Origin of the sequence: Thermomonospora cellulosilytica, from assembly GCF_014138835.1 — a bacterium.
In the GTDB taxonomy this organism is placed as follows: domain Bacteria; phylum Actinomycetota; class Actinomycetes; order Streptosporangiales; family Streptosporangiaceae; genus Thermomonospora; species Thermomonospora amylolytica.
In genome coordinates this window covers 135,467-159,443 of sequence record NZ_JACJII010000001.1, presented here as the reverse complement: position 1 = coordinate 159,443, position 23,977 = coordinate 135,467, and the positions used below count along the sequence as shown (strand labels likewise).

24 protein-coding genes are annotated in these 23,977 nt (G+C 73.1%); 16 read left to right on the top strand and 8 right to left on the bottom strand.

The features are described 5' to 3' along the window. Window positions 1-5: 5 nt before the first annotated feature. The gene (locus tag HNR21_RS00735) at window positions 6-809 is read right to left on the bottom strand and encodes a CAP domain-containing protein (protein ID WP_182703653.1); all 804 of its coding nucleotides are present in this window, start codon (window positions 807-809) and stop codon (window positions 6-8) included. Between the two features lie 343 nt (window positions 810-1,152). Between HNR21_RS00735 and rplM the strand changes: the two genes are divergently transcribed. From rplM to glmM, 3 genes are all read left to right on the top strand, one after another. Further along, entirely contained in the window at window positions 1,153-1,596 is a 444-nt protein-coding gene (gene rplM, locus HNR21_RS00730) for a 50S ribosomal protein L13 (RefSeq protein WP_119728462.1), read from the top strand. Window positions 1,597-1,679: 83 nt separating this feature from the next. Then, complete coding sequence (rpsI, locus tag HNR21_RS00725) at window positions 1,680-2,198, top strand: 30S ribosomal protein S9 (RefSeq protein WP_119728463.1); 519 nt, start codon at window positions 1,680-1,682, stop codon at window positions 2,196-2,198. A 183-nt stretch (window positions 2,199-2,381) separates the two neighbouring features. Next, window positions 2,382-3,728: a phosphoglucosamine mutase gene (gene glmM, locus HNR21_RS00720; RefSeq protein WP_119728464.1), complete on the top strand. Its 1,347-nt coding sequence runs from the start codon at window positions 2,382-2,384 to the stop codon at window positions 3,726-3,728. Between the two features lie 55 nt (window positions 3,729-3,783). Here the strand turns inward: glmM and HNR21_RS00715 are convergent, their stop codons facing one another. Both HNR21_RS00715 and HNR21_RS00710 read right to left on the bottom strand, forming a co-directional pair. Continuing rightward, window positions 3,784-4,107 carry a hypothetical protein gene (locus HNR21_RS00715; protein WP_119728465.1) on the bottom strand — a complete coding sequence of 108 codons (324 nt, stop codon included), beginning with the start codon at window positions 4,105-4,107 and terminating at the stop codon, window positions 3,784-3,786. Between the two features lie 78 nt (window positions 4,108-4,185). Then, window positions 4,186-4,839, bottom strand: coding sequence for an HNH endonuclease family protein (locus tag HNR21_RS00710; protein ID WP_182703652.1), 654 nt, complete (start codon window positions 4,837-4,839; stop codon window positions 4,186-4,188). 87 nt (window positions 4,840-4,926) lie between these two features. Between HNR21_RS00710 and HNR21_RS00705 the strand changes: the two genes are divergently transcribed. Genes HNR21_RS00705 through HNR21_RS00685 form a run of 5 tightly spaced genes read left to right on the top strand, consistent with a single transcriptional unit; the run spans window position 4,927 to window position 9,415 of the window. After that, a complete protein-coding gene (locus tag HNR21_RS00705; RefSeq protein WP_182703651.1) occupies window positions 4,927-5,886 on the top strand; it encodes a DUF389 domain-containing protein in 960 nt (319 codons plus the stop codon). Window positions 5,887-5,921: 35 nt separating this feature from the next. Then, the gene (locus HNR21_RS00700; RefSeq protein WP_182703650.1) at window positions 5,922-6,902 is read left to right on the top strand and encodes an ABC transporter ATP-binding protein; all 981 of its coding nucleotides are present in this window, start codon (window positions 5,922-5,924) and stop codon (window positions 6,900-6,902) included. Continuing rightward, window positions 6,899-7,777, top strand: a complete 879-nt coding sequence (locus HNR21_RS00695) for an ABC transporter permease (RefSeq protein ID WP_119728468.1) — start codon at window positions 6,899-6,901, stop codon at window positions 7,775-7,777. The genes HNR21_RS00700 and HNR21_RS00695 overlap by 4 nt, the downstream gene beginning before the upstream one ends. Beyond that, window positions 7,774-8,685, top strand: coding sequence for an ABC transporter ATP-binding protein (locus HNR21_RS00690; protein WP_182703649.1), 912 nt, complete (start codon window positions 7,774-7,776; stop codon window positions 8,683-8,685). The genes HNR21_RS00695 and HNR21_RS00690 overlap by 4 nt, the downstream gene beginning before the upstream one ends. A gap of 13 nt (window positions 8,686-8,698) precedes the next feature. Then, complete coding sequence (locus HNR21_RS00685; protein ID WP_182703648.1) at window positions 8,699-9,415, top strand: ABC transporter permease; 717 nt, start codon at window positions 8,699-8,701, stop codon at window positions 9,413-9,415. 41 nt (window positions 9,416-9,456) lie between these two features. Here HNR21_RS00685 and HNR21_RS00680 read toward each other — a convergent pair whose 3' ends face one another. Next, complete coding sequence (locus tag HNR21_RS00680; RefSeq protein WP_182703647.1) at window positions 9,457-11,685, bottom strand: DUF4132 domain-containing protein; 2,229 nt, start codon at window positions 11,683-11,685, stop codon at window positions 9,457-9,459. 74 nt (window positions 11,686-11,759) lie between these two features. Further along, on the bottom strand, window positions 11,760-12,698 hold the full coding sequence (coaA, locus tag HNR21_RS00675) for a type I pantothenate kinase (RefSeq protein ID WP_246441905.1): 939 nt from the start codon (window positions 12,696-12,698) through the stop codon (window positions 11,760-11,762). Window positions 12,699-12,826: 128 nt separating this feature from the next. Here coaA and glmS point away from each other — a divergent pair, with 128 nt between their 5' ends. Together glmS and HNR21_RS00665 are read left to right on the top strand one after the other, a co-directional pair. Beyond that, entirely contained in the window at window positions 12,827-14,674 is a 1,848-nt protein-coding gene (gene glmS, locus HNR21_RS00670) for a glutamine--fructose-6-phosphate transaminase (isomerizing) (protein ID WP_182703646.1), read from the top strand. 192 nt (window positions 14,675-14,866) lie between these two features. After that, window positions 14,867-16,291, top strand: coding sequence for a PhoX family protein (locus HNR21_RS00665; RefSeq protein WP_182703645.1), 1,425 nt, complete (start codon window positions 14,867-14,869; stop codon window positions 16,289-16,291). 18 nt (window positions 16,292-16,309) lie between these two features. Here the strand turns inward: HNR21_RS00665 and HNR21_RS00660 are convergent, their stop codons facing one another. The 3 genes from HNR21_RS00660 to HNR21_RS00650 all read right to left on the bottom strand — a co-directional run bounded on the left by HNR21_RS00660 (window position 16,310) and on the right by HNR21_RS00650 (window position 17,908). Then, on the bottom strand, window positions 16,310-16,504 hold the full coding sequence (locus tag HNR21_RS00660) for a DUF397 domain-containing protein (RefSeq protein WP_312880757.1): 195 nt from the start codon (window positions 16,502-16,504) through the stop codon (window positions 16,310-16,312). 279 nt (window positions 16,505-16,783) lie between these two features. Beyond that, on the bottom strand, window positions 16,784-16,990 hold the full coding sequence (locus HNR21_RS00655; RefSeq protein ID WP_182703643.1) for a DUF397 domain-containing protein: 207 nt from the start codon (window positions 16,988-16,990) through the stop codon (window positions 16,784-16,786). Window positions 16,991-17,047: 57 nt separating this feature from the next. Next, window positions 17,048-17,908 (bottom strand): helix-turn-helix domain-containing protein, encoded by an 861-nt coding sequence (locus tag HNR21_RS00650; RefSeq protein ID WP_182703642.1) that lies wholly within the window; start codon window positions 17,906-17,908, stop codon window positions 17,048-17,050. A gap of 311 nt (window positions 17,909-18,219) precedes the next feature. Between HNR21_RS00650 and HNR21_RS00645 the strand changes: the two genes are divergently transcribed. The 6 genes from HNR21_RS00645 to HNR21_RS00620 all read left to right on the top strand — a co-directional run bounded on the left by HNR21_RS00645 (window position 18,220) and on the right by HNR21_RS00620 (window position 23,971). Continuing rightward, window positions 18,220-18,600: a holo-ACP synthase gene (locus tag HNR21_RS00645; protein WP_119728474.1), complete on the top strand. Its 381-nt coding sequence runs from the start codon at window positions 18,220-18,222 to the stop codon at window positions 18,598-18,600. Then, on the top strand, window positions 18,597-20,096 hold the full coding sequence (locus HNR21_RS00640; protein WP_182703641.1) for an NAD(P)H-hydrate dehydratase: 1,500 nt from the start codon (window positions 18,597-18,599) through the stop codon (window positions 20,094-20,096). The genes HNR21_RS00645 and HNR21_RS00640 overlap by 4 nt, the downstream gene beginning before the upstream one ends. Window positions 20,097-20,147: 51 nt before the next feature. Beyond that, entirely contained in the window at window positions 20,148-21,278 is a 1,131-nt protein-coding gene (gene alr, locus HNR21_RS00635; RefSeq protein ID WP_182703640.1) for an alanine racemase, read from the top strand. A 39-nt stretch (window positions 21,279-21,317) separates the two neighbouring features. Continuing rightward, a complete protein-coding gene (locus tag HNR21_RS00630) occupies window positions 21,318-22,409 on the top strand; it encodes an alpha/beta fold hydrolase (protein ID WP_119728477.1) in 1,092 nt (363 codons plus the stop codon). A 101-nt stretch (window positions 22,410-22,510) separates the two neighbouring features. Next, complete coding sequence (gene tsaE / locus HNR21_RS00625; RefSeq protein ID WP_233359161.1) at window positions 22,511-22,942, top strand: tRNA (adenosine(37)-N6)-threonylcarbamoyltransferase complex ATPase subunit type 1 TsaE; 432 nt, start codon at window positions 22,511-22,513, stop codon at window positions 22,940-22,942. 117 nt (window positions 22,943-23,059) lie between these two features. Continuing rightward, complete coding sequence (locus tag HNR21_RS00620) at window positions 23,060-23,971, top strand: hypothetical protein (protein WP_182703639.1); 912 nt, start codon at window positions 23,060-23,062, stop codon at window positions 23,969-23,971. Window positions 23,972-23,977 lie beyond the last annotated feature (6 nt).

Genomic DNA, 23,977 nt, shown 5'->3' with positions numbered 1-23,977 from the left:
GGATCTCACTGGGTGCCGAAGTTCTGCGTCCACCAGGGGCCGCCGGAGCCGGTCTTGACGCCGACGCCGATGGCCTTGTAGCCGCAGTTGAGGATGTTGGCGCGGTGGCCGGAGCTGTTCATCCAGCCCTTCATCACCGCCTCGGCGGTGGGGTAGCCCATGGCGATGTTCTCGCCGCCCGAGGCCGGGTAGCCGGCCTTCTTCATGCGGTCCCAGGGCGTCTCGCCGCTGGGGGAGTTGTGGCTGAAGTAGCCCTTGGCGGCCATGTCCGCCGAGTGGCCGCGGGCGGCGTTCACCAGGCGGCGGTCGACGCGCAGCGCGCCGCATCCTGCCTTGGCGCGCTCCTGGTTGGTCAGCTCGACGACCCGGGCCTCCAGCGAGGTCAGGCCGGAGCCCGCGGTCGAGCCGCCGCCGGTGGAGCCTCCGGTGGAGCCGCCGCCCTGGGTGCCGCCGGAGCCGCCGGATCCGGGGCTGGAGCTGGGCCGCTTGGTGGGACGCTGGCGCAGCCGCTTGAGCGGGGTCTCGGGCTCGGGCGGCGGGGTCAGGGCGTTGCCGGTGGTGCGCTCGACGGGCCGCCGCGTGGTCCCGTTCGGGCTGGTGGCGGGCGGCGTCTCGGCGTTGTCGGCGGTGACGGGGCTGGAGGCGGCGGCAGGAGCCGTACGGTCGCCGTCGAACGCCGGAAGCACCACCCTGTCGAGCGCGACGCCCGAGCCGACGGCGAGCGCGGCGCCGGTGAGGGCGGCGGCGGTGGCGAGCCCGCGACGGCGGCGCGGGGTCCGGCGGGCCGATCCGGAGCGGGGGGTTCGCATCAGGCCTCCCGGGAGCGATGTCGGTGGGTTCCGCACCTTATCCGCAGTGACCGCCCCAGGTGTAACGATACGGACAAACGGGATTTATGGACCGCTCCCACGAGGGGCCGGCCGGGGGTGTGGTCCGGGCGCCCGCCGGCATGCGGCATACTGGACCGTGGCCGGGAGAGTGTCGTGACGGCTCGCTTTGACCCATGCCCGCAGGGCTGGGTATTCTGCCAGTTCGTTGCATCCACCGGTGTGCCCTGTTCCAGGGCCCCGGCCTCCAGGGTGTCGCCGCTTCGATCCGTTGGGCGTGCCCCGGATCCGCTGTGAAGTCGACAAGAAACGAAGGCTTACGACCGTGCGCACGTACACCCCGAAGCCCGCTGACGTCCAGCGTCAGTGGTACGTCATCGATGCGACCGATGTCGTGCTGGGTCGGCTTGCCAGCCAGGTCGCGACCCTGCTGAAGGGGAAGCACAAGCCGATCTACGCGCCGCACATGGACACCGGTGACTTCGTCATCGTCGTCAACGCCGACAAGGTGGCGCTGTCCGGCAACAAGCGGGAGCAGAAGCGGGCCTACCGCCACTCCGGCTACCCCGGCGGCCTGCGCTCCGTCACCTACAAGGAGCTGCTGGAGCGGCACCCCGAGCGCGCGGTCGAGAAGGCCATCAAGGGCATGCTGCCCAAGAACACGCTCGGGCGGCAGATGTTCAAGAAGGTGAAGGTCTACGCCGGCCCGAACCACCCGCACCAGGCCCAGCAGCCGGTGCCCTTCGAGATCACCCAGATCTCCCAGTAAGAGAGCTTTCTCACCCGTGGCCGCCGGGGCACCCGAGAGCGTGATCGGGCCCGCCGCCCTGGCTAGAAGACCCTAGGAGCACAGTGGCCGAGAACAGCGGCATCGAGACGCCCGTCGAGGGCGCGGAGTACGACGAGTACTCCGAGGACTACCCGTCGGAGTACACCACCGAGACCCCCGAGGCCCCGGGCGAGTACGGGGCCGCTCCGGTGACGGCCGGCGCCGCCTCGGCCACCGGCCGCCGCAAGGAGGCCATCGCCCGCGTCCGGATCATGCCGGGCACCGGCAACTGGACCATCAACGGCCGCTCCCTGGAGCAGTACTTCCCGAACAAGGTCCACCAGCAGATCGTCAACGAGCCGTTCGTGCAGCTCGGCGCCGAGGGCCAGTTCGACGTGATCTGCCGGATCGCCGGCGGCGGCGTGACCGGCCAGGCCGGTGCGCTGCGCATGGGCATCGCCCGCGCGCTGCAGATCGTCGACCCCGACCACCGCCCGGTGTTGAAGAAGGCCGGCTTCCTGACCCGCGACGCCCGGGTCAAGGAGCGCAAGAAGGCCGGTCTGAAGAAGGCCCGCAAGGCGCCGCAGTACAGCAAGCGCTGACGCCGGACGCCACGACGCCGGTCCGCCGCCCTGTGGCGCGCGGGCGCCGGCGCCGGGGGTTTGGCCGCGTTCTGGCATGGAACGCGAACATCCATGATGGGCGTGAACGTCATATGACCGCGTGGAGCCGGTATCGGCCCACGCGGTCATCGCTTTGCAGACCGCGTTCGGTGGGAGTGAACTGTGGGTCGTCTGTTCGGTACCGATGGGGTACGTGGGGTCGCGGGCCGCGACCTGACCGCGCGGCTGGCGATGGACCTGTCCGTCGCGGCGGCGCGGGTGCTCGGTGAGGCGGGTGCGTTCGCGGGGCACCGGCCGACCGCGGTGGTGGGGCGCGATCCCCGCGCCTCCGGCGAGTTCCTGGAGGCCGCGGTGGTGGCCGGGCTCGCCGAGGCGGGCGTGGACGTGCTGCGGCTGGGGGTGCTGCCCACCCCGGCGGTGGCGTACCTCACCCACACCCTGGACGCCGACCTGGGCGTGATGCTGTCGGCGTCGCACAACCCCGCGCCCGACAACGGCATCAAGTTCTTCGACCGCAGCGGCTACAAGCTGCCCGACGAGATCGAGGACCGCATCGAGGCCCGCCTCGGCGAGGACTGGGACCGGCCCACGGGCGCGGCGGTCGGCCGGGTCCGCGACGCCCACGGCGCCGTCGAGCAGTACGTGGCGCACCTGTTGTCCACCCTCCCGGCCTCGCTGGACGGGCTGCGCGTGGTGGTGGACTGCGCGCACGGGGCGGCGTCCACCGTCGCCCCCGAGGCGCTGCGCCGTGCCGGGGCCGAGGTCTTCACCATCGGGACGGCCCCCGACGGCCTCAACATCAACGAGGGCTGCGGCTCGACCCATCTGGAGGCGCTGCGGGCCGAGGTCGTCAGCCGGGGCGCGGACGCCGGCATCGCCCACGACGGCGACGCCGACCGCTGCCTGGCCGTCACCGCCTCCGGCGAGGTGGTGGACGGCGACCAGATCATGGCGATCCTGGCGACCGAACTGCGCGAGGCCGGCCGGCTGGCCAAGGACACCGTGGTCGCCACCGTGATGAGCAACCTCGGCTTCAAGCTCGCGATGCGCGACGCCGGGATCGAGACGGTGCAGACCGCGGTGGGCGACCGGTACGTGCTGGAGGCCATGAAGGAGGGCGGCTACACCTTCGGCGGCGAGCAGTCCGGGCACGTGATCATGCTGGACCACGCCACCACCGGGGACGGCGTGCTGACCGGCCTGCACCTGCTGGCGACCATGGCCCGGCGGGGCCGGCCGCTGGACGAGCTGGCCAAGGTGATGCACCGGCTGCCGCAGGTGCTGATCAACGTGCGGGACGTGGACAAGGCCAGGGCGAAGTCCTCGCCCGCGCTGGCCGCCGCGATCCGGGAGGCCGAGCGGGAGCTCGGCGACTCCGGCCGGGTGCTGATCAGGCCCAGCGGCACCGAGCCGATGGTCCGCGTCATGGTCGAGGCCGCCGCCGAGGAGCAGGCGCAGCGGATCGCCGAGCGGCTGGCCGAGGTCGTCAAGATCGAGTGCTCCGCCTGACCCGGTTCCGGGCGGCCGCCGCTCGCGGATGAGCCGCGGCCGCCCGGGGCCGGGATCAGTTCTCGGTGATCTCCAGGCGGCCGATCTTGAGGTGGGCGATCTCGACGGCGCCCGCCTGGAGCTCCTTCACCACCGCCCTCTTGATCGCCAGACGGCCGATCGCCAGGGCGCCGACGGCCAGCGCGCCCAGGGCCATCGATCCGAGCGCCAGCGAGCCGAGGGCGGTGCCGGCGCGCAACGTCATGCCGGTGGCGGAGGCCCCGGTGACGGTCGCGCCGGTCGCGCGGGCGCCCACCGCCCGTTCGGTGCGCACCCGCGGGGGCCGGGCCGCCGGGTCCTCGGGCTCGGGTGCGTTCTGGCCGTCCGGCTCGGTGCTCATGGCGGTCCCCCTGGCTCGTCGGTGGCGATGGCTGATCGAATGCTGATCGAATGCTATGCCCCGGCCGGGGGCCCGCCCTCAGCAGCGGTCCAGGAACGACTCCAGGGCGTCACGGTCGGCCCGGGTCACCGGCAGCCGGTACTCGGCGGCCACCGCGACGTACTTGATCGCGTACGTGCACTGGTACTCCTTGCGGGGCCTCCACTCGCCCGGCCCGGAGTCGCCCTTCTGCCCGTTCGGCACGCCCCACACGGCCAGCAGGTTGTCGTGGTCGTTGGCGAACTCCTCGCGGCGGGACTCCGGCCACCGGGACGCGCCCATCCGCCAGGCCAGCGCCAGCGGGTACAGGTGGTCGATCTGCACCTCGGCGGCGTCGGACTTGCTGAACGCGATCCGCCGCCCGGTGTACGGGTCGTGCAGCGTGCCGGAGACCACCACGCACCGGCCCCGCCTGGTCACCTCCCGCAGATCCCGGGCCAGCACGTCGTTGCGCTGGTCGCAGCCGTTGTGGTCGATGTCGCGCCAGCGCACCCCGAAGTCCTCGCGGTCGTACCCGGCGCCGTCGCCCTCGGCGGCGATCCGCAGCGCGGCCAGGTCCCGGCGGGCCTGCGAGGCGTCGCCCGCTCCGCCGCCGGGCGCGGGCGTCGATCCGTTCGGCCCCACCTCCGCGGTGCATGCGGACGCCGCCAGCACGGCGGCGATCGCGATCAGGCCCGGCCGGGCGCGCCTCATGCTCACCCTCCCTTGTGACGTTTCCTTGCCGATACCCGGCTTTGCGTTGACCAGTCGCGAACGTACGGGATGGGGCACGATTGCCCTGTGCTGCATCTGCGAGTGATCGCGCCGCCTGGCCGTACCGACGAGGTGTGCAAGGTCCTGGACGCCTGTCTCGGGGCCACCAACGTGGTCGTCCTGCCGGACGCCGCCCGGCGGCCGGCCGGTGACGTGGTGCTGGCCGACGTCGCCCGGGAGAGCGCCAACGAGGTGATCGCGGGCCTGCAGGCGCTGGACGTCCACCGCGACGGGTCGATCGCCCTGGACGACATCGACGTGTCGATCTCCGAGGTCGCCGACCGGGCCGAGGCGCTGGCGCCCGGGCATGGCGACGACGCGGTGATCTGGCGGCAACTGGACGAGCGCACCGCCGACGAGACCAGGCTGACCTGGGCGTTCGTCATCTTCCTGACGCTGGCGACACAGCTCGCCGGGATCGCCGCGATGATCGACTCGCCGATCCTGGTGGTCGGCGCGATGGTGCTCGGGCCGGAGTTCGGCACCGTCGCGGCGATGTGCTACGGCCTGGTCTTCCGCGACCCGCGGCGGGTGGTGCGGGCGCTGGGCACCATGGCCGCCGGATTCGCGCTGGCCATCGTGATCACGTTCGTGTGCGCGCTGGTGTCCCGGTGGATCGGGGTCATCGAACTGGACCGGCTGCCCGAGTCGCGGCCGCTGACCGCGTTCATCTACAGCCCGGACCGCTGGTCGTTCATCGTGGCGCTGCTGGCGGGCGCGGCCGGGGTGCTGTCGGTCACCGCGGGCAAGTCCTCGGCGCTGGTCGGGGTGTTCATCTCGGTCACCACCGTCCCGGCGGCCGGGAACCTGGCGGTCGCGCTGGCCCTGGAGCACTGGAGCGAGATCACCGGCTCGGTGCTGCAACTGCTGGTCAACCTGGCCGGGATGGTGCTGGCCGGAGTGGTGACGCTGGTCGCCCAGAGGGTGGGCTGGGACATCGTCCAAAAGCGGCAGACGAGGGCGAGGGCCCGTACGACCGGAGAATGACGACTCCGCGGCCCCGGCTGCACTAGGTTGCAGGCATGCCGATCATCGCCACCCGAGGGTTGACGATGCGGTTCCCCGGGGTCACCGCGCTGGACGACCTCACGCTGGACGTCGAGCCGGGGATCGTGGGACTGGTCGGCGCCAACGGCGCCGGCAAGTCGACCCTCATCAAGATCCTGCTGGGCCTGCAGCCCGCCTCCGCCGGTCAGGCGCGGGTGCTGGACCTGGACGTGACCCGGCAGGGGGAGCTGATCCGCGAGCGGGTCGGCTACATGCCCGAGTACGACTGCCTGCCGCCGGACGTGTCGGCCACCGAGTTCGTGGTGCACATGGCGCGGATGAGCGGGCTGCCGCCGACCGCCGCCCGCGAGCGCGCCGCCGACACGCTGCGGCACGTCGGCCTGTACGAGGAGCGGTACCGGCCGATCGGGGGCTACTCCACCGGCATGCGGCAGAAGGTCAAGCTGGCGCAGGCGCTGGTGCACGACCCGCGGCTGGTGTTCCTGGACGAGCCGACCAACGGGCTGGACCCGGCCGGGCGCGACGAGATGCTGGAGCTGATCCGCCGGATCGGCGCCGAGTTCGGCATCAGCGTGCTGGTCACCTCGCACCTGCTGGGCGAGCTGGAGCGCACCTGCGACCACATCGTCATCATCGACGGCGGGCGGCTGCTGCGCTCGCAGGCGGTGGAGGCGTTCACCACCGACAGCGGCACCCTGGTCGTCGAGGTCGAGGAGGGCCGCGACGCGCTCGGGCAGGCGCTGGCCGGCGCCGGGCTGACGGTACGGCCGGAGGGGCGGGCGCTGCTGGTGGAGGTCGCCGGGGAGCGCACGTTCGACCTCATCCGGGACGCGGTGGTGGAGCTGGACCTGCTGCTGATCCGGATGGAACGGCGCCGCCACCACATCGAGGAGGTCTTCGCGACCCCGGCCGCGCCCGGCGCCGCGGGCGTCCCCCCGCAGGGGGTCCAGGCGCCGCCCGGCGCCGCCGTTCCGCCGAGGGGGTACCAGGGATGACCACGGGAGCCATCCACGACATCGGCTACCGGCACTACCAGGGCCGCCGGCTGGGCCGCTCCTACCTGATGCGCTCGCTGTACGTGCACAACCTGCGCGGCGCGTGGGGGCTGGGCCGGCCGGCGCGCGCCAAGGTGATGCCCGCCCTGTTCGCGTCGATCATGCTGCTGCCCGCGGCGGGCAGCGTGGCGGCGGTCGCGCTGGCGGGCGAGGCCGACGCGCTGATCCCCTACTCGGCCTACCCGACCTACCTGCAGCCGGTGATCGCGATCTTCCTGGCCACCCAGGCCCCGGTGCTGGCGTCGCGGGAGCTGCGGTTCCGGGTGGTCCCGCTGTACTTCTCCCGGCCGGTGCGCGCCCTGGACTTCGTGCTGGCCAAGCTGGCGGCGATGACCACCGCCCTGCTGCTGCTGATGGCGGTCCCGGTGACCGTGCTGTACGTGGGCGGGCTGGTCAACCGGGTGCCGGACGCGGGGACCCACCTGCGGGAGTTCCTGCTGGCGCTGGTCGGCGTGGTGCTGTTCGCGGTGGTGCTGGCGTCGATCGGGCTGGTGGTGGCGGCGTTCACGCCGCGCCGCGGGTTCGGGGTCGCGGCGGTGATCGCGGTGTTCATGCTGTCGCTGGCGTTCGTGCAGATCGTGCAGGGCATCGCCACCGCGCAGACCCGGTTCGAGCTGGCCGGCTGGATGGGGCTGCTGACGCCGTTCAACCTGGTGGACGCCGTGCAGGTGCGGCTGCTGGGGGCCGAGCAGGCGGGCGGGGCGGTGCCGCCGGGCGTGCTGGGCGGGCTGGTGGCGCTGCTGGTGTGCGGCTGTGTGGTGGCCGGTTCGATCGCGGTGCTGTACCGCCGCTTCCGGAAGGGGGCCGACCTGTGACCGTGCTGCGCCTGGAGAACGTGTCCCGCTGGTACGGGAACGTGGTGGCGGTCAACGGGGTGTCGATGGAGATCGGCCCCGGGGTGACCGGGCTGCTCGGCCCGAACGGGGCGGGCAAGTCCACGCTGATCCACATGATGGGCGGGTTCATCCCGCCGTCGTCGGGGACGGTCACGCTGGACGGCGAGCCGATCTGGCGCAACCCGGGGATCTACCGGCGGCTCGGCCTGGTGCCCGAGCGGGAGACCGCCTACGACTTCCTGACCGGCCGGCAGTTCGTGCTGGCGATGGCGAAGCTGTTCGGGCTGCCCGACCCGGGCGCCGCCGCCGACCGGGCGCTGGCGCTGGTGGAGATGGAGCAGGCGCAGCACCGGGTGATCGGCAAGTACTCCAAGGGCATGAAGCAGCGGATCAAGATGGCCTCGGCGCTGGTGCACGATCCGCCGGTGCTGCTGCTGGACGAGCCGTTCAACGGGATGGACCCCCGGCAGCGGCTGCACCTGATGGACCTGATCCGGCGGATGGCCGCCGAGGGCCGCACCATCCTGTTCAGCTCGCACATCCTGGAGGAGGTGGAGCGGGTCGCCGGGCACATCGAGGTGGTGGTGGCGGGCCGGCACGCCGCCTCCGGGGACTTCCGGGCGATCCGCCGGCTGATGAGCGACCGGCCGCACCAGTTCCTGGTGCGCTCCTCCGACGACCGGGCGCTGGCCGCGGCGATCATCGCGGACGGCTCGGCGCGCGGGGTGGAGCTGACCGGCAAGGGGGTGCGGGTGGAGGCCACCGACTTCCGCCGGTTCACCTGGCTGCTGCCGCGGCTGGCCAAGGAGGGCGGAGTGACGCTGTGGGAGGTCTCCCCGGCGGACGAGTCGCTGGAGAGCGTCTTCGAGTACCTGGTGGCCCGGTGAGGGGGAGGACCCGTTGAACGCCACGATCGCCCTCATCACGCTGCGGTCCATGCTGGGCCGACGGCGGGCGCTGCTGCTGTTCGCGCTGCCGGCGGTGCTGCTGGCGCTGGCGGCGGCGCTGAACGTCACCGGCAACACCGAGCCGAGCACCGCGGCCAACGTGCTGCAGCAGTTCGCGCTGGCGACGCTGCTGCCGCTGCTGGCGCTGATCGCCGGGACCGGGGTGATCGGCCCGGAGATCGACGACGGCCAGATCATGTACGTCCTCACCAAGCCGATCGGCCGGCACGTGGTGGTGCTCACCAAGCTGGCGGTGGCGATCGCCCTGGTGGTGGCGTTCGCGGTGGTGCCGACGCTGCTGGCGGGGCTGCTGCTGCGCGGGACGGCGGCGGGCCTGACGCAGGGCTTCACGCTCGGGGTGCTGGCGGCGGGCGTGGCCTACACGGCGGTGTTCGTGGCGCTGGCGGTGGCCAGCCGCAACGCCGTGACAATCGGGCTGCTGTACGCGCTGGTGTGGGAGTCGCTGCTGGGCCGGTTCGCGCCGGGCGCCAAGTCGGCGTCCGTCCAGCAGTGGGGCCTGTCGATCACCGACGCCGTCACCTCGAGCGCGGAGGTGGAGGCGACGGTGGGCACTCCGGTGGCGGCGTTCCTGCTGGTGGCGGTCACCGTGGCCGGGACGGTCCTGGCGGTGGCGCGCCTGCGCACCCTGTCGGTGGCGAGCGCCGAGTGATCCGGCGGCGTCCCGCGCGGGGCGCCGCCGATCCGTGAGCGTCAGTCGCCCAGTGCCGTGGTGAGGTCGGCGAGGATCTCCGAGACGGTCACCGGGTCGAGCTCGCCGAACGGGTGCCGCCTTCCGGACCAGCGGCCGGTCCACAGCAGCACATGGCCGATCCGCTGCTCGGCGTACTCGTCGGGGGAGACGACCCGGATGCCGGGCTCGATGAACACCACGACGTGGCGCTCGTCGGGGGTCGTCCGGGTCACCTGGCGGCGGAAGCCGCCGGTCTCCTTGTCGCCGAGCTCCCAGCCGCGCCGGGTCAGGCCGAGGATCCGGCCGAAGTGCACGGTGCGGCCCTCGAACCGTTCCAGCCGGCCCGCCCCGCGCTCCTCCTCGGCGAGGACGAACGTGGGACGCGCGAGCTGCGGGAACGGCTGGAGGATCTCGTAGTCGGCGAGCACCTCCGTCCAGGCCCGCACGGCGTTCTCGCCCAGCGTCACCGGATGCGGCAGCGTGACCCGCGCGTCCTCGGGGAGGGTGAACGCCGCGTCCTCGACGTCGGCCAGGGTGCGGTCCTCGGCCACCCGGAACGCCGTCGTCCGCCCGTCCACCGTGGCGGCCCACACCAGACGGCGGGCGAGATGCCACAGCAGCGGATGGCCGACGAAGATCGACCGGAACTCCCCGGCCGTCCAGGACCGCCCGGCGACCATCGCCTGCTCCAGCCGCCCGAGCCGGTCGGCGGCGATCTCCTTGACCTCCTTCCTGAGGTCGGCGAACCGCCGGTGGGCGGCCGGGGCCAGGGTGGCGTCGTCCCTGACGCCCGGTTTGGGCAGGGTCTTGCGGCGCCTGCCGGTCTCGTCGGTCACGTACGGCTTGAGCTGCTCGTCGAAGCCCACCGTGAAGCGGCGCGGACCGTAGTCGAGGACCAGCGTTCCGTCGGCGTCCAGCCCGAGGTCGGGGACGAGCCGGTCGGCGAGCTGCTCGACGGTCAGCCCGCGCGCCTCGGCGGCCCGGTTCAGGCCCCCCTGCGCCCAGGGCCTGATCCGCGCGCGGTCCTCCGCCTTGGTCGCCAGCCGGTGCAGGTGACGCAGCGCCGAGTCGGTCCCCAACCGGGAGAACAGCCGCAGCGCGCCGGTGCCGCCCCGATCCCAGACGTACGCCTTGGACCAGCCGATGACCCGGTCGGCGAGCCGGGCGGCGGTCTCGTCGTTGCCCCAGTTGGTCACCGCGTACTGCACTCCGGGGGAGGCCCATCGCCGGTCGTGCCGGTCGGCCAGGTACAGCGCCCAGGCGAACTCCGCCAGCGAGTCCGGGTCGAGCGCCTCCTCGACCCGGGGCAGACCGGCGTAGGGCTCGTGGGGGTCCTCGGTGATCAGCAGCATGGTGATCAGGTGGCGGGTCGCGGCGGCGGGCAGCGCCAGCTCGCGCCCGCGCAGCAGCACCTGCGGCAGCCGTTCGGGGGCGAACTCCTCGGGGATCTCCGGCAGCGGGTCGGGGTGGAGATCCAGCGGGTCGGTCCGCAGCGCCGCGATGGCCTCCGCCGCCTCCTCGCCGTAGTGGCGGGCGGCCTCGACGATGGCGTCCTGGCCGTGGACCTCGGCGACCAGGCGGAGAGCGGCCTCGGCGCGGTCCCGCTTGGGTCCGGGCTTGCGCAGCGCGTCCGGCACCGTCAGCCGCGCGGCGGCCCGCCCGTGCGTACGGAACCAGGCCTCGGCCTGGTCCCCGTTCGGCCAGGTGCCGAAGTTCTTGATCATGATCTGGGCGACGTCGGCGTCCAGGAACGGGACCAGGGAGTAGAACGCCCGGGAGTTCCTGGCCTCGTACATCGCCGCGGGGTAGGCCGCCATTCCGTGGCGCGCCACCGCGCCGCGCAGCGTGCTGTGGCCGGGGTAGTCGGCGAGCACCTTCCAGTAGCGCTCGTCGGCGAGCAGCTTCTCCCCGTACTCCGGCGGCGCCTGCATGAGCAGGCCCGTGGCCAGCTCCAGGAGACGCCTGGTCTCCAGCGACAGCGCCTCGCCACTGGCGAAGGTCTCGGCCGTCTCGTCCCAGTCGGTGTCGTCCGGCAGGGGCTCGAAGCGGTACTCGCCGTAGGGATCCTTCAGCCACTTCTCGCGAAGACCGGGCGCCCACGTCATGGTGGTGGGCTCCTTGGGCGCCTTGAGCTTCAGGACCACCGGCTCCCCGGAACGCGGCGCACGGGTCCACGGCGGGTTCGCCAGCAGGTCGGGCAGGGCGCTCTCGGGAGCCTCCTTGACGCGGGGCGCGGGGGGCTGCGTCATCGCGGTCGGTCCTCCGGACGATCAGGGGAGCGTGTCGCGGAGGTACGACTCGCCGCGGGACGTGATCGTTCCGGTCAGATCCGGCGGAGGCTGATGCGCTGGACGCTGTGGTCGCGGTCCTTGTGCAGGACCAGGGTGGCGCGGGCGCGGGTCGGCAGGATGTTGGAGACCAGGTTGACCTCGTTGATCTCGCGCCACACCCGGTGGGCGAACGCGGCGGTCTCGTCCTGGTCGACCTCGGAGTAGCGGTGGAAGTAGGAGCGCTCGTCGGCGAAGACGGTGCGGCGCAGCGCGAACAGCCGTTCCACGAACCACTCGCGGATGTGCTCCACCCGGGCGTCCAGGTAGATCGAGAAGTCGAAGAAGTCCGACACCGCCGGGGAGCCGGACGGCGGCGGCTGCAGCACGTTCAGCCCCTCCAGGATCAGGATGTCGGGCAGCCGCACCGTCTGCTCGGCGCCGGGGAGGATGTCGTAGTGCAGGTGCGAGTACACCGGGACGGTGGTCTCCGGCACGCCCGCCTTCATCGCGGTGACGAACTCCAGCAGCGCCCGGCGGTCGTAGGACTCCGGGAACCCCTTGCGGTCCATCAGCCCGCGCTCGGCCAGGACCTGGTTGGGGTACAGGAAGCTGTCGGTGGTGACCAGTTCCACGTGCGGGTGCTCCGGCCAGCGGGCCAGCAGGGTGCGCAGCAGCCGGGAGACGGTGGACTTGCCGACCGCGACGCTGCCGGCCACGCCGATGACGAACGGGGTCCGCTCGGCGGTGGCGCCCAGGAAGTCCGCGAGGGTGGCGCGCAGCCGCCCCTCGGCCATGAAGTACAGGTGCAGCAGCCGGGACAGGGGCAGGTAGACCTCCTGCACCTCGGTGATGTCGATCGGGTCGCGCAGCCCCCGCAGCGCGTCGAGCTCCTCGGCGGTCAGCGGCAGCGGGGCGTCGGCCCGCAGCGCCGACCAGTCCGCGCGGGACAGTTCCATGTAGGGACTCGGCACGGTGTCCCATCCCAGCGTCATGGGGGGAGACTACAGAGCCCGGCGACGATCACGCTCCATGCGCGCATCACGGCCCGTAAGCCGCCTGTAATGCACCCTGCCCGTCCACCGGTACAGATATGCCCTGCTCACTCGGTAGTGTGGCGGCCATGTGCGGAATCGTGGGCTACGTGGGCTCCAAGCCCGCGCTGAGCGTCGTGATCGAGGGCCTGGCCAGGCTGGAGTACCGGGGATACGACTCGGCCGGGGTCGCGATCCTGGCGGACGGCGCCCTGACGACGGCCAAGCGGGCGGGCAAGCTGGTCAACCTGCGCAACGCGCTGGACGAGGAGCCGGCCCCCGAGGGCACGGTCGGGATGGGGCACACCCGCTGGGCCACCCACGGGCCGCCCACCGACCGCAACGCCCACCCGCATGTGGACTGCACCGGCCGGATCGCGGTCATCCACAACGGGATCATCGAGAACTTCGCCGCGCTGCGCGCCGAGCTGGCCGGACGCGGGCACGCGCTGGGCTCCGACACCGACACCGAGGTGGTCGCCCACCTGCTGGAGGAGGAGCTGCGCGACGGCGCGGGCGGGCTGGCCGAGGCGATGCGCCGGGTGTGCCGGCGGCTGGACGGCGCGTTCACCCTCGTGGTGGTGCACGCCGACGACCCGGACGTGGTGGTCGGGGCGCGCCGCAACTCGCCGCTGGTGGTCGGCGTCGGCGACGGGGAGAACTTCCTGGCCAGCGACGTGGCCGCGTTCATCGCGCACACCCGGGACGCGATCGAGCTGGGCCAGAACCAGGTGGTGGAGCTGCGCCGGGAGAAGGTGACGATCACCGACTTCGAGGGCAAGCCCGCCGAGGTCCGCGAGTACCACGTGGACTGGGACGTCACCGCCGCCGAGAAGGGCGGCTACGACTCGTTCATGCTCAAGGAGATCGCCGAGCAGCCGCGCGCGGTGGCCGACACGCTGCTGGGCCGGATCGGCACCGACGGCCGGCTCACCCTGGACGAGATGCGGATCTCCGACGAGCAGCTGCGCGAGATCGACAAGATCATCATCGTCGCCTGCGGCACCGCCTACCACGCCGGGCTGATCGCCAAGTACGCCATCGAGCACTGGGCCGGGCTGCCCTGCGAGGTGGAGCTGGCCAGCGAGTTCCGCTACCGGGACCCGATCCTGAGCCCCACCACCCTGGTCATCGCGATCTCCCAGTCCGGGGAGACGATGGACACCCTGATGGCGGTGCGGCACGCCCGCGAGCAGCGCGCCAAGGTGCTGGGCGTGTGCAACGTCAACGGCTCCACGCTGCCGCGCGAGTGCGACGGCGTGCTGTACACCCACGCCGGGCCGGAGGTCGGGGTCGCCGCCACCAAGACGTTCCTGACCCAGCTCGTCGCCGTCTACCTGATCGCCCTCTACCTGGCGCAGGTGCGGGGGACCAAGTGGGGCGACGAGGTCTTCGCCATGGTGCAGTTGCTGGCCACCATGCCGGAGAAGGTGGAGAAGGTCCTGGAGACCATGGAGCCGGTCCGCGAGCTGGCCCGGTCCCTGGCCGGTGAGCGGTGCGTGCTGTTCCTGGGCCGGCACGTGGGCTTCCCGGTGGCGCTGGAGGGCGCGCTGAAGCTCAAGGAGCTGGCCTACATGCACGCCGAGGGCTTCGCCGCCGGCGAGCTCAAGCACGGCCCGATCGCCCTGATCGAGGACGGCCTGCCGGTCGTGGTGGTGGTGCCGCCGCGCGCCCGCGCGGTGCTGCACGACAAGATCGTCTCCAACATCCAGGAGATCCGCGCCCGCGGCGCCCGCACCATCGTGATCGCCGAGGAGGGCGACGACTCCGTCGAGCCGTACTCCGACACCCTGATCCGGGTGCCCGCCGTGCCGACCCTGCTCCAGCCGCTGGTGGCGACGGTGCCGCTGCAGGTGTTCTCCTGCGAGCTGGCCGGGGCCAAGGGGCACGACGTGGACCAGCCGCGCAACCTGGCCAAGTCCGTCACCGTGGAGTGACCCCGCGCCTCACACGCGCCGCGCACCGCCCGGAACGGCCGCCGTTCCGGGCGGTCGTGCTTTCGGTGACGGGCCGATCGCGCCGAGTGGCGTGTGCCCGGGCGGGTTTGGGCAGACTCTGCCTAAGACGCCCGGATGAACGGTCGGTAGATTCCGGGCATCGCCGTGGTGAACGAGAAGGGTGCCCGGGTCATGGAACGACGCCGTTTCCTCTCCCGTACCGCCGTGCTGGCCGCCGGGACGGCGCTGGCCGCGGGACCTTTCCAGGGGGTGGCGGCCCACCTGCGGCCGGACGGCCCCCGGCGGCCCGGCAGGGGGTACGGGCCGCTGAGGCCGGTGCGCGACCTGCGGGACGGGCAGGTGCGGCTGCACCTGCCCGAGGGGTTCCGGTACCGGTCGTTCAACCCGGCGGGCTCGCGGCTCGGCGACGGGACGATCACCCCGGGCAGGCACGACGGCATGGCGGCGTTCCGCGGGCCGCGCGGGTCGGTGATCCTGGTCCGCAACCACGAGGTCAACGGCCCGGTGGGCGCGTTCGGCGACCCGGCAGCCGCCTACGACCCGATGGCCGGCGGCGGCACCTGCACGCTCCGGGTCACCCCGTACGGCGAGGTGCTGGACAGCCGGGTCAGCCTCAACGGCACGCAGATGAACTGCTCGGGCGGGCCGATGCCGTGGGGGAGCTGGATCACCTGCGAGGAGACCGTCAACGGCCCGGACGTCGGCAACGACTTCAGCGGCGGGGACAACAGCAGGCTGCGGCGCAGGCACGGCTACCTGTTCGAGGTGCCGGCCGCCGGGCGCGGACGGCCGGCGCCGATCCGGGCGGCGGGCCGGTTCGCCCACGAGGCCGCCGCGTACGACGCCCGCACCGGCGCGGTCTACCTGACCGAGGACAACTTCGGCTTCCCGTCCGGCTTCTACCGCTACCTGCCGCCGAAGAACCCGATGGCCGCGGGAAGGCTGCTGGACGGCGGGCGGCTGCAGATGCTCGCGGTCAGGGGCAGGCCGAACGCCGACCTGTCCCAGGGCCAGCCCGAGGGCGCCGTGTACGAGACGACCTGGGTGGACATCGACGACCCCGACCCGGCGTTCACCGGGACGCCCTCCAACAACGACGCCATCCAGGCGGTCGGGATGCAGGGGCGGGCCAAGGGTGCGGCGCTGTTCTCCCGGCTGGAGGGCGCGATCGCCGACCGGGGCGTGGTCTACTTCGTGTCCACGCAGGGCGGGGCGCCGGTGACCCAGCCGGTGCCGAGCGGGTTCGGGGACGGCCGCGGCCAGGTGTGGGCGTACGACACCCGCAGCGGCCGGCTCCGCCTGGTCGTGGAGTCGCCCGGTGACGTGGCGCTGGACCTGCCCGACAACATCACCCACAGCCCGCGCGGCACGCTGGTGCTGTGCGAGGACGGGGGCGGCGACAACTACCTGCGCGGGCTGACCGTGGCGGGTGAGCTGTTCGACTTCGCCCGGCTGGAGCCGGTCCCGGAGGACGACGGCGCGGAGTTCGCCGGGTCGACCTTCGCCCCGGGCGGGGGCACCCTGTTCGTGAACGTGCAGACCGACGCGGGGCTGAGCTTCGCCATCTGGGGGCCCTGGCGCGACGGGCCGTTCTAGGGCCTTTCCGGGGAGTCCTCAGGGAATTTCGCCCGCCTTGATGCGGGTGAGCAGTGCGCGCCATGCGGACGCCGAGATCTGCAGCACCGGTGCGCGGCCGCCGTGTTTGCTGTCCCGCACTCCCACCCTCGCGGCGAGGCTCGCCACCTCCACGCAGTTGTGGTTGGCACCGCTGCGGCTGCTCTTGCGCCAGGGGCGGGACTGGTCGGACACGATGCACGCCTTTTCGGTCGGCTGCGGCTGGTCGACGCGGGGTGACATCTGGGCCGGCGATGCCCGAAGGCTAACCGGCGGCGGGTGCGCCGGAATGTGTCGTGTGCCGCGGTCGGTCCCGTTCGCACCGTCATTTCACGGTGTTGTGAGGCGTACGGGGAGCCTGGTGGCCGAGGGGCGGAATTCGTGCGGGGGAGAGGTTCCCCGGCGAGTCGCGGCCGATCGGGCGGCGGCTCACCGGGGGTCGTTCACCGGGTCGGTGAGGAAGGGTGCGGCGCCCTACGCGGACGCCGCGGCGGGGTCGTACTCGCCGTTCTTGACACGTTCCACGAACGTGCGCCAGACGTCGGCGGGCAGCACCGTGAGCGGGCCGTGCGCGCCCCGCTTGGTGTCCCGCATCGCCACCCGGCCGCCGGGCAGCGCCGCCACCGCCACGCAGTTGCCGTTGGCGCACCGCGTGCTGATCCTCCAGCCGACCTCGGCCATGCCGATATGAGACAAGTGATTACCTCTCGAGTGCATATCCTGAGAAAGCCGGAGAATTCACCATTGGTCTCGGACCGTGCGGATGCGTTGTAGGGAATCCGTGCGGTCGAGCGCCCGCTGCATGAGGGTTTCATGGGCGAGCCGGTACATGTACGTCACCGACTCATCGGTCAGCGAGCTCATGGTAAGGCTTTCGGTGTGCACGATATCAGGAAAGATCACGTCGTGCACGGGAGCGAACTCGAGCAATGTAAAGGAGTTGGCAAGAATGGGGTGCGGACCGGCCAGCGGCAGGATGCGCACCACCACGTGCGGCAGTTGCGCCATCGTGTGCAAATGGTCCAATTGGGCGCGCATGACCGCCCGGTCGCCCACCATTCGCTGCAGCACCGACTCGTCCAGCACGATCTCCAGCCGCAGCGGGTCGGCCCGGGTGAGCAACTGCTGCCGCCGCATCCGCACCTCGACCCGGCGCTCGATCTGCTGCGGCGGCGTGGTGGTGATGAAGTTCCAGCTGCGCATCACGTACCGGGCGTAGTCGCGGGTCTGCAGCAGTCCGGGCACGGCCATGCTCTCCACCTGCAGCGCGGCGGTCGCCTCGTCCTCCAGCGCGATGTAGGTGGCGAAGTCGATCGGCAGGTCCGGGTACTGGCTCCACCAGCCCGGCCGGGTGGCCTCCTCGGCCAGGGTCAGCATCGCGTCCCGGTGCGCGCCGGCCACCCGGTACAGGTCCAGCATCGCCCGCACGTCCTCGACCCGGGCGCCGATGCGGGCGTTCTCGATCCGGCTCACCTTGGAGGGGGACCAGCCCAGCGACTCGGCGACGCCGTCGCCGGTCAGGTCGCGCTCCTCGCGGAGCCTGCGCAGCTCGGCGCCGAGCCTGCGCCGGCGCACCGAAGGGGCTCGCGACGTCGCCATCGCTGCCTCCGTCCGGGATCCCGCCCAAGGTCCGCGCTTAACGCACATGCATCAGTACGTGCATATTGCAGCGATACCTTACACCAGGCCTCTGCCCGGGCATGACCGTTCCTTGAATGGCCGCTCCGCCCGCAGCCCGAGCATAGTGGGCGACCATCCGAAGCCGCCGCCGGAAAAGTGCGGCCATTTCCGCATTGTGGACGATCGCCCCCCGGTCGGCCCCGATGGTCGTTCCGGAACGCCGCCGGCCGTTTCCTCCCGGGCGGACGGGCACCGGACGGGCCGGGTGCGCGCGTGGCAGGCTTGGGTACGTGATCGTGGGTGTGGGCATCGATGTGGTCGACATCGCCCGGTTCGAACGGTCGCTGGAACGCACCCCGGGGCTGCGCGCCAGGCTGTTCACCGCTGCGGAGCGGTCGCTGGCGGGCCGTTCGCTGGCCGCCCGGTTCGCCGCCAAGGAGGCGCTGGCCAAGGCGCTCGGCGCGCCCCGCGGGCTGCTGTGGACCGACGCCGAGATCCGGCGCGCCCCCGACGGCAGGCCCACCCTGCACGTCACCGGCACCGTGGCCGCCGCGGCACGGGCCCGCGGCGTGAACCGCTGGCACGTGTCGCTCAGCCATGACGGGGGCATCGCCACCGCCGTCGTGATGGCCGAGTCGGTGCCCGGGCGAGATCTCGAAGAGGAGCCATGAGGTACGCGCACGAGGTCGGCAAGGTACGGGCCGCCGAGCAGGCCCTGATGGCCCGCCTCCCGGAGGGCGCCCTCATGCAGCGCGCCGCCGCCGGGCTGGCCTCGACGTGCGCCCGCCTGCTGCCCCGGGTGTACGGGGCGCGGGTGGTGCTGCTGGTGGGCGGCGGCGACAACGGCGGCGACGCGCTGTACGCCGGCGCCCGGCTGGCCCGCCGCGGCGCCGTGGTCGAGGCGGTCCTGGCCGGGAGCAAGGTCCACGGTCCCGGTCTGGAGGCGCTGCGCTCCGCCGGGGGCCGCGTGCTCGACGGCTCCGGCCAGAACGCCGAACGCGCCGTCGAGACCGCCGACCTGGTGATCGACGGGCTCACCGGCATCGGCGGGACCGGGGCGCTGCGCGAGCCGCATGCGAGCCTGGCCCGCTGCACCGAGTACGCCGAGGGCGTCGTGGTGGCCTGCGACGTGCCCAGCGGGGTCGACGCGGGCTCCGGGCGCGTGGACGGGGTCGCGGTGCGCGCCGACGTCACGGTCACGTTCGGCACCTACAAGCCCGGCCTGCTCATCGACCCCGGCGCGGCCCACTGCGGCGTCGTCGAACTGGTCGACATCGGGCTCGGCGCGGACCTGCCCGACCCGGACGTGGTGGCGCCGTGGGCGGAGGACCTGCGGGTGCCGCGGCCGGCGCCGGAGTCCGACAAGTACCGGCGCGGCGTCGTCGGCATCGTGGCGGGCGGCGAACGCTACACCGGCGCGGCGATGCTGTGCGTGGGCGGAGCGGTGCGCGGCGGGGCGGGCATGGTCCGGTTCGCCTCCTCGCCGCATCCGGTCGAACTGGTCCGGCAGCGGTGGCCGGAGGCCGTCGCCACCGTCATCGAGCCCGCGCCCGACGCCCCCGCCAAGGTCGGCCGGGTGCAGGCGTGGGTCGTCGGCCCCGGCCTGGGCACCGACCGCAAGGCCGAGACCCTCGTGGAGGCGGTGCTGCGGACCGACCTGCCGGTGCTGGTCGACGCCGACGGGCTCACCGTGCTGGCCCGCCGCCGTGACCTGCTGCGCCGCGACGCGCCCACCGTGCTCACCCCGCACGCCGGGGAGCTGGCCCGGCTGCTGGGCCCGGGAACGACCCGCGAGCTGATCGAGGCCCGGCGGCTGGAGCACGTACGCCGTGCGGCGGCCGAACTGTCGGCGACCGTGCTGCTCAAGGGCTCGACCACGCTGGTCGCCGAGGAGGACCGGCCGGTCCGCGTCAACCCCACCGGCACGTCCTGGCTGGCCACCGCCGGGACCGGCGACGTGCTGTCCGGCCTGGCGGGCGCGCTGCTGGCGGCCGGGATGCCGGCGATCGACGCCGCCACCGCCGCCGCGTACCTGCACGGGCTGGCCGCCCGGCTGGCCGCCGCCGGACCGCCCGGCCCGGACGGCCCCGACCTGGGGCGGCAGGCGCCGATCAGCGCCCTGGACGTCGTTACCGCCCTGCCGGAGGCGTTCCGTACCCTGGGCTGACCTGGGTGTGAACGCGCCCGGCGGCATCGGGGGGACGGCACACTGGTCACCATGAGAGAGCCGGTACAGGCACGCGTGGATCTCGACGCCGTCCGCGCCAACGTCGCGCTGCTGCGCGACCGGGCGGCGGGGGCCGAGGTCATGGCGATGGTCAAGGCCGAGGGATACGGGCACGGCCTGGTCGAGACCGCCCGCGCCGCGCTCGACGGCGGAGCCGCCTGGCTCGGCGTCGCCCGCGTCGCCGAGGCGCTGCGGCTGCGCGCCGCCGGTGTCACCGCGCCCGTGCTGGTGGCGGTGGCCACCCAGGGTGAGCCGTACGAGGAGGCCGTGGCCGCCGGGGTGGACCTCACCGTGGGCTCCGCCGGACTGGTGGCGCGCATCGCCGCCGCCGCCGAACGCGCCGGCCGGCCCGCCCGGGTGCACCTGAAGGCCGACACCGGCCTGTCCCGGGGCGGCGCGACCATGGCGGACTGGCCGTCGGTCGTCGATGCCGCGGGGGCCGCGCAGGCGTCCGGGCGGATCGAGGTCGTCGGGCTGATGTCGCACTTCGCCTGCGCCGACGAGCCGGGGCACCCGTCCATCGCCGGCCAGCTCGCCGCGTTCCGGGAGGCGGTCGAGCACGCCGAGAAGGCCGGGCTCCGCCCGCAGGTCCGGCACCTGGCCAACTCGGCGGCGACGCTGACGCTGCCCGAGGCCCGCTACGACATGGTCCGGCCGGGCATCGCGATCTACGGGCTGACCCCCATCCCGCAGCAGGGGACGTTCGGGCTGCGCCCGGCGATGACGCTGGCCGCCGAACTGGCCGCGGTCAAGCGGGTCCCGGCGGGCAGCGGGGTCTCCTACGGCCACACCTACGTCACCGCCCGCGAGACCACGCTCGGCCTGGTCGCCGCCGGCTACGGCGACGGCGTTCCCCGGCACGGCTCCAGCCTGCTGGAGGTGCTGGTCGGCGGGCGCCGCCACCGCATCGCGGGACGGGTGTGCATGGACCAGTTCGTGGTCGACCTGGGCGACGACGCGCCGTCCGCCGGGGACGAGGTGCTGCTGTTCGGCCCCGGCGACCACGGGGAGCCGACCGCGCAGGAGTGGGCGGACGCGCTCGGCACCATCTCCTACGAGATCGTCACCCGGATCGGGACCCGGGTGCCCCGGGTGTATCCGGGCGGTCCGGCGGGGCGGTAGCGCCCGCCGTTCGAGGCGGCATTCGGGGAAGGACCGTGCATGGACAGCAGGAACAGGCGGCGGCTGGGCATCGCCGGGGCGATCGCCGGGGCCGGTGCGGCCGGGATCGGCGTGGCGATGGGAGTGCGGCACTTCGTCGTCGGCCGCCGCCGGTTCGGGCCCGACCCGGAGGCCGACGAGCCGTTCGGGAAGCTGCGCGGCCGGCCGCTGAGCGTGCCCGCCGACGACGGGGTGCCGCTGCACGTGGAGATCGACGAGCATCCCGGTGACGGCGCCCCGCTGACCGTGGTGTTCTGCCACGGCTACACCCTCAACCAGGACATGTGGCACTACCAGCGCCGCGACCTGGCCAAGAGCGTCCCCGGACCGCTCCGGCTGGTGTTCTGGGACCAGCGCAGCCACGGCCGGTCCGGGCGCAGCAAACCGCTGCACGCCACCATCGACCAGACCGGCGAGGACCTGTACGCGGTGCTGTGCGCCACCACCCGGCCGGACGAGCCGGTGCTGCTGGTCGGGCACTCCATGGGCGGCATGTCGATCATGGCGCTGGCGGACGGGCACCCGGAGCTGTTCGAGGACCGGATCGCCGCGGTGGCGCTGATCAACACCTCCGCCGGGCGGCTGGCGGAGATGACGCTGGGCCTGCCGCTGGCGCTGGCCCGGCTGGTGCAGCCGCTGGCCCCCGGGGTGATCCGCGGGCTGGGCCGCACCCCCAGGCTGGTGGACCGGGGCCGCGCGCTGGGCGCCGACCTGGCGTTCATGGTGACCCGCCGGATGGCGTTCGCCGACGCCTCGGTCAGCCCGTCGGTGGTGGACTTCCTGGAACAGATGATCAGGGCCACCCCCATCGACGTGATCGCCGAGTTCCACCCGGCCCTGATGGCGCACGACAAGAGCGCGGCGATCGAGGTGATCGGCCGCGTTCCGACCCTGGTCATGGTGGGCGGCCGGGACGGGCTGACACCGCCCGGGCACGGCCGCCGGATGGCCGAGGCGATGCCCGGCGGCGAGCTGATCGAGGTGACCGACGCCGGGCACGTTCTGCCGCTGGAACACCCGGGCATGGTCACCGGGGGACTGCGCCGCCTCATCGAACGCATCCGACCCGTCTCCGAGGAGCGCACAGCATGAACGATTCCACCCGGCACGACGAGGCCGCACGGACGGTGGTGGACCGGGCCGCCGACGACGCCCGGGGCCCGGTGGTGCTGCGGGTCCCCACCGCCGGGGCCATGCGGGAGCTGGGGGTGCGGCTGGCCGGGCTGCTGCGCGCCGGCGACCTGCTGGTGCTGTCGGGCGACCTGGGGGCCGGCAAGACCACGCTCACCCAGGGCATCGGCGAGGGGCTGAAGGTCCGCGGGCCGATCACCTCGCCGACGTTCGTGATCGCCCGGGTGCACCCGTCGCTGGGCGGCGGGCCCGCGCTGGTGCACGTGGACGCCTACCGGCTGGGCGGTTTCGCCGAGCTGGACGACCTGGACCTGGACGCCTCGCTGGCCGAGTCGGTGACGGTGGTCGAATGGGGCGAGGGGCTGGCGGAGAATCTTTCCGAGGACCGGCTCGACGTGGTGATCATTCGCGGTGACGAGGACACCGAGGAACGCACCGTGAAAGTTGCGGGAATCGGGGCGCGCTGGGCCGGTCTTCCCGCCGCACTGGGCTGAGCATGCCCCGCAAATGCGGTTTTCGGGGGTGCGGATGCGCCGTTTACCGTGAGATGCCTTACTCTTTGCCGGAATGACCTCACCTAGTGATCCAGATCTCAGCCAGGGGTGAGACCGGTGAGTGGAAACCATCGCAGCGGCGGACGCCGTGCCTCCAGCGGCGGCTACCGGACCGGCGGGTACGGCCGCTCCGGCGAGCATCGTGGCCCGGGTTACGACGACAGCGGGCCGTACCGGCGCGCCGACAGCGGGGAGCACCCGCGCGGCGGCAGCGGCTCGTACCGGCGTGCCGGCAGCGGCGGTTACCCGCGCGGCGGCAGCGGAAGCCACCGGATCGTGCACAACCGGCCGCCGCGCCGCCGGCTGGCCGCCGCGGTGCTCGGCGCCGTCGCCGGGGTCGCGGCCTGCATCCTGGCCGTCTTCCTGGTGCTGAACATGGGCGGCGGCGAACAGCCGAGCGGCGGCGTCGCCAACACCGGGGCCGCCGACGCCGGCACCGAGCCGAACGGCGAGCGCTCCGTCGTCCCCGACGCCTGCACCACCGTCGGCGACGACCTCGCCGCCGACCTCGCGCCGAACGCCGACCGCACCCAGTCCGACACCTACCAGGCCAGCGACCGGCAGAACCAGTGCGTGTGGGGCTCCTACGTCGGCAAGAACAAGCGGGTGCTGACCGTGGAGCTGCGCGCCATCGCCGGGACCGGCGGGCGCACCGGCACCGACGTGGCCGGGCAGACGTTCCAGACCGAGCGGGAGGCCGACCGGTCCGGCAAGTCGCTGCTGTCCGGGCACGAGCTGAAGGACGAGCGGCCCGTCGAGGGCGTCGGCGACGAGGCGTACGCGATCTACTCGGTGGACGGCTCGCAGGGCTCCGGTGAGGCCGTCGTCAACGTCCGCACCGGCAACGTGCTGGTCACCGTGCACTACTCGGGCACCAATGACGGCACCGAGCTGTCGGCCGACGACGCCATCGACGGCGCCATCGCCGCCGCCAAGGAGGCCGTGGCCGCTCTCGACGCCACCGGCTGACCAGGG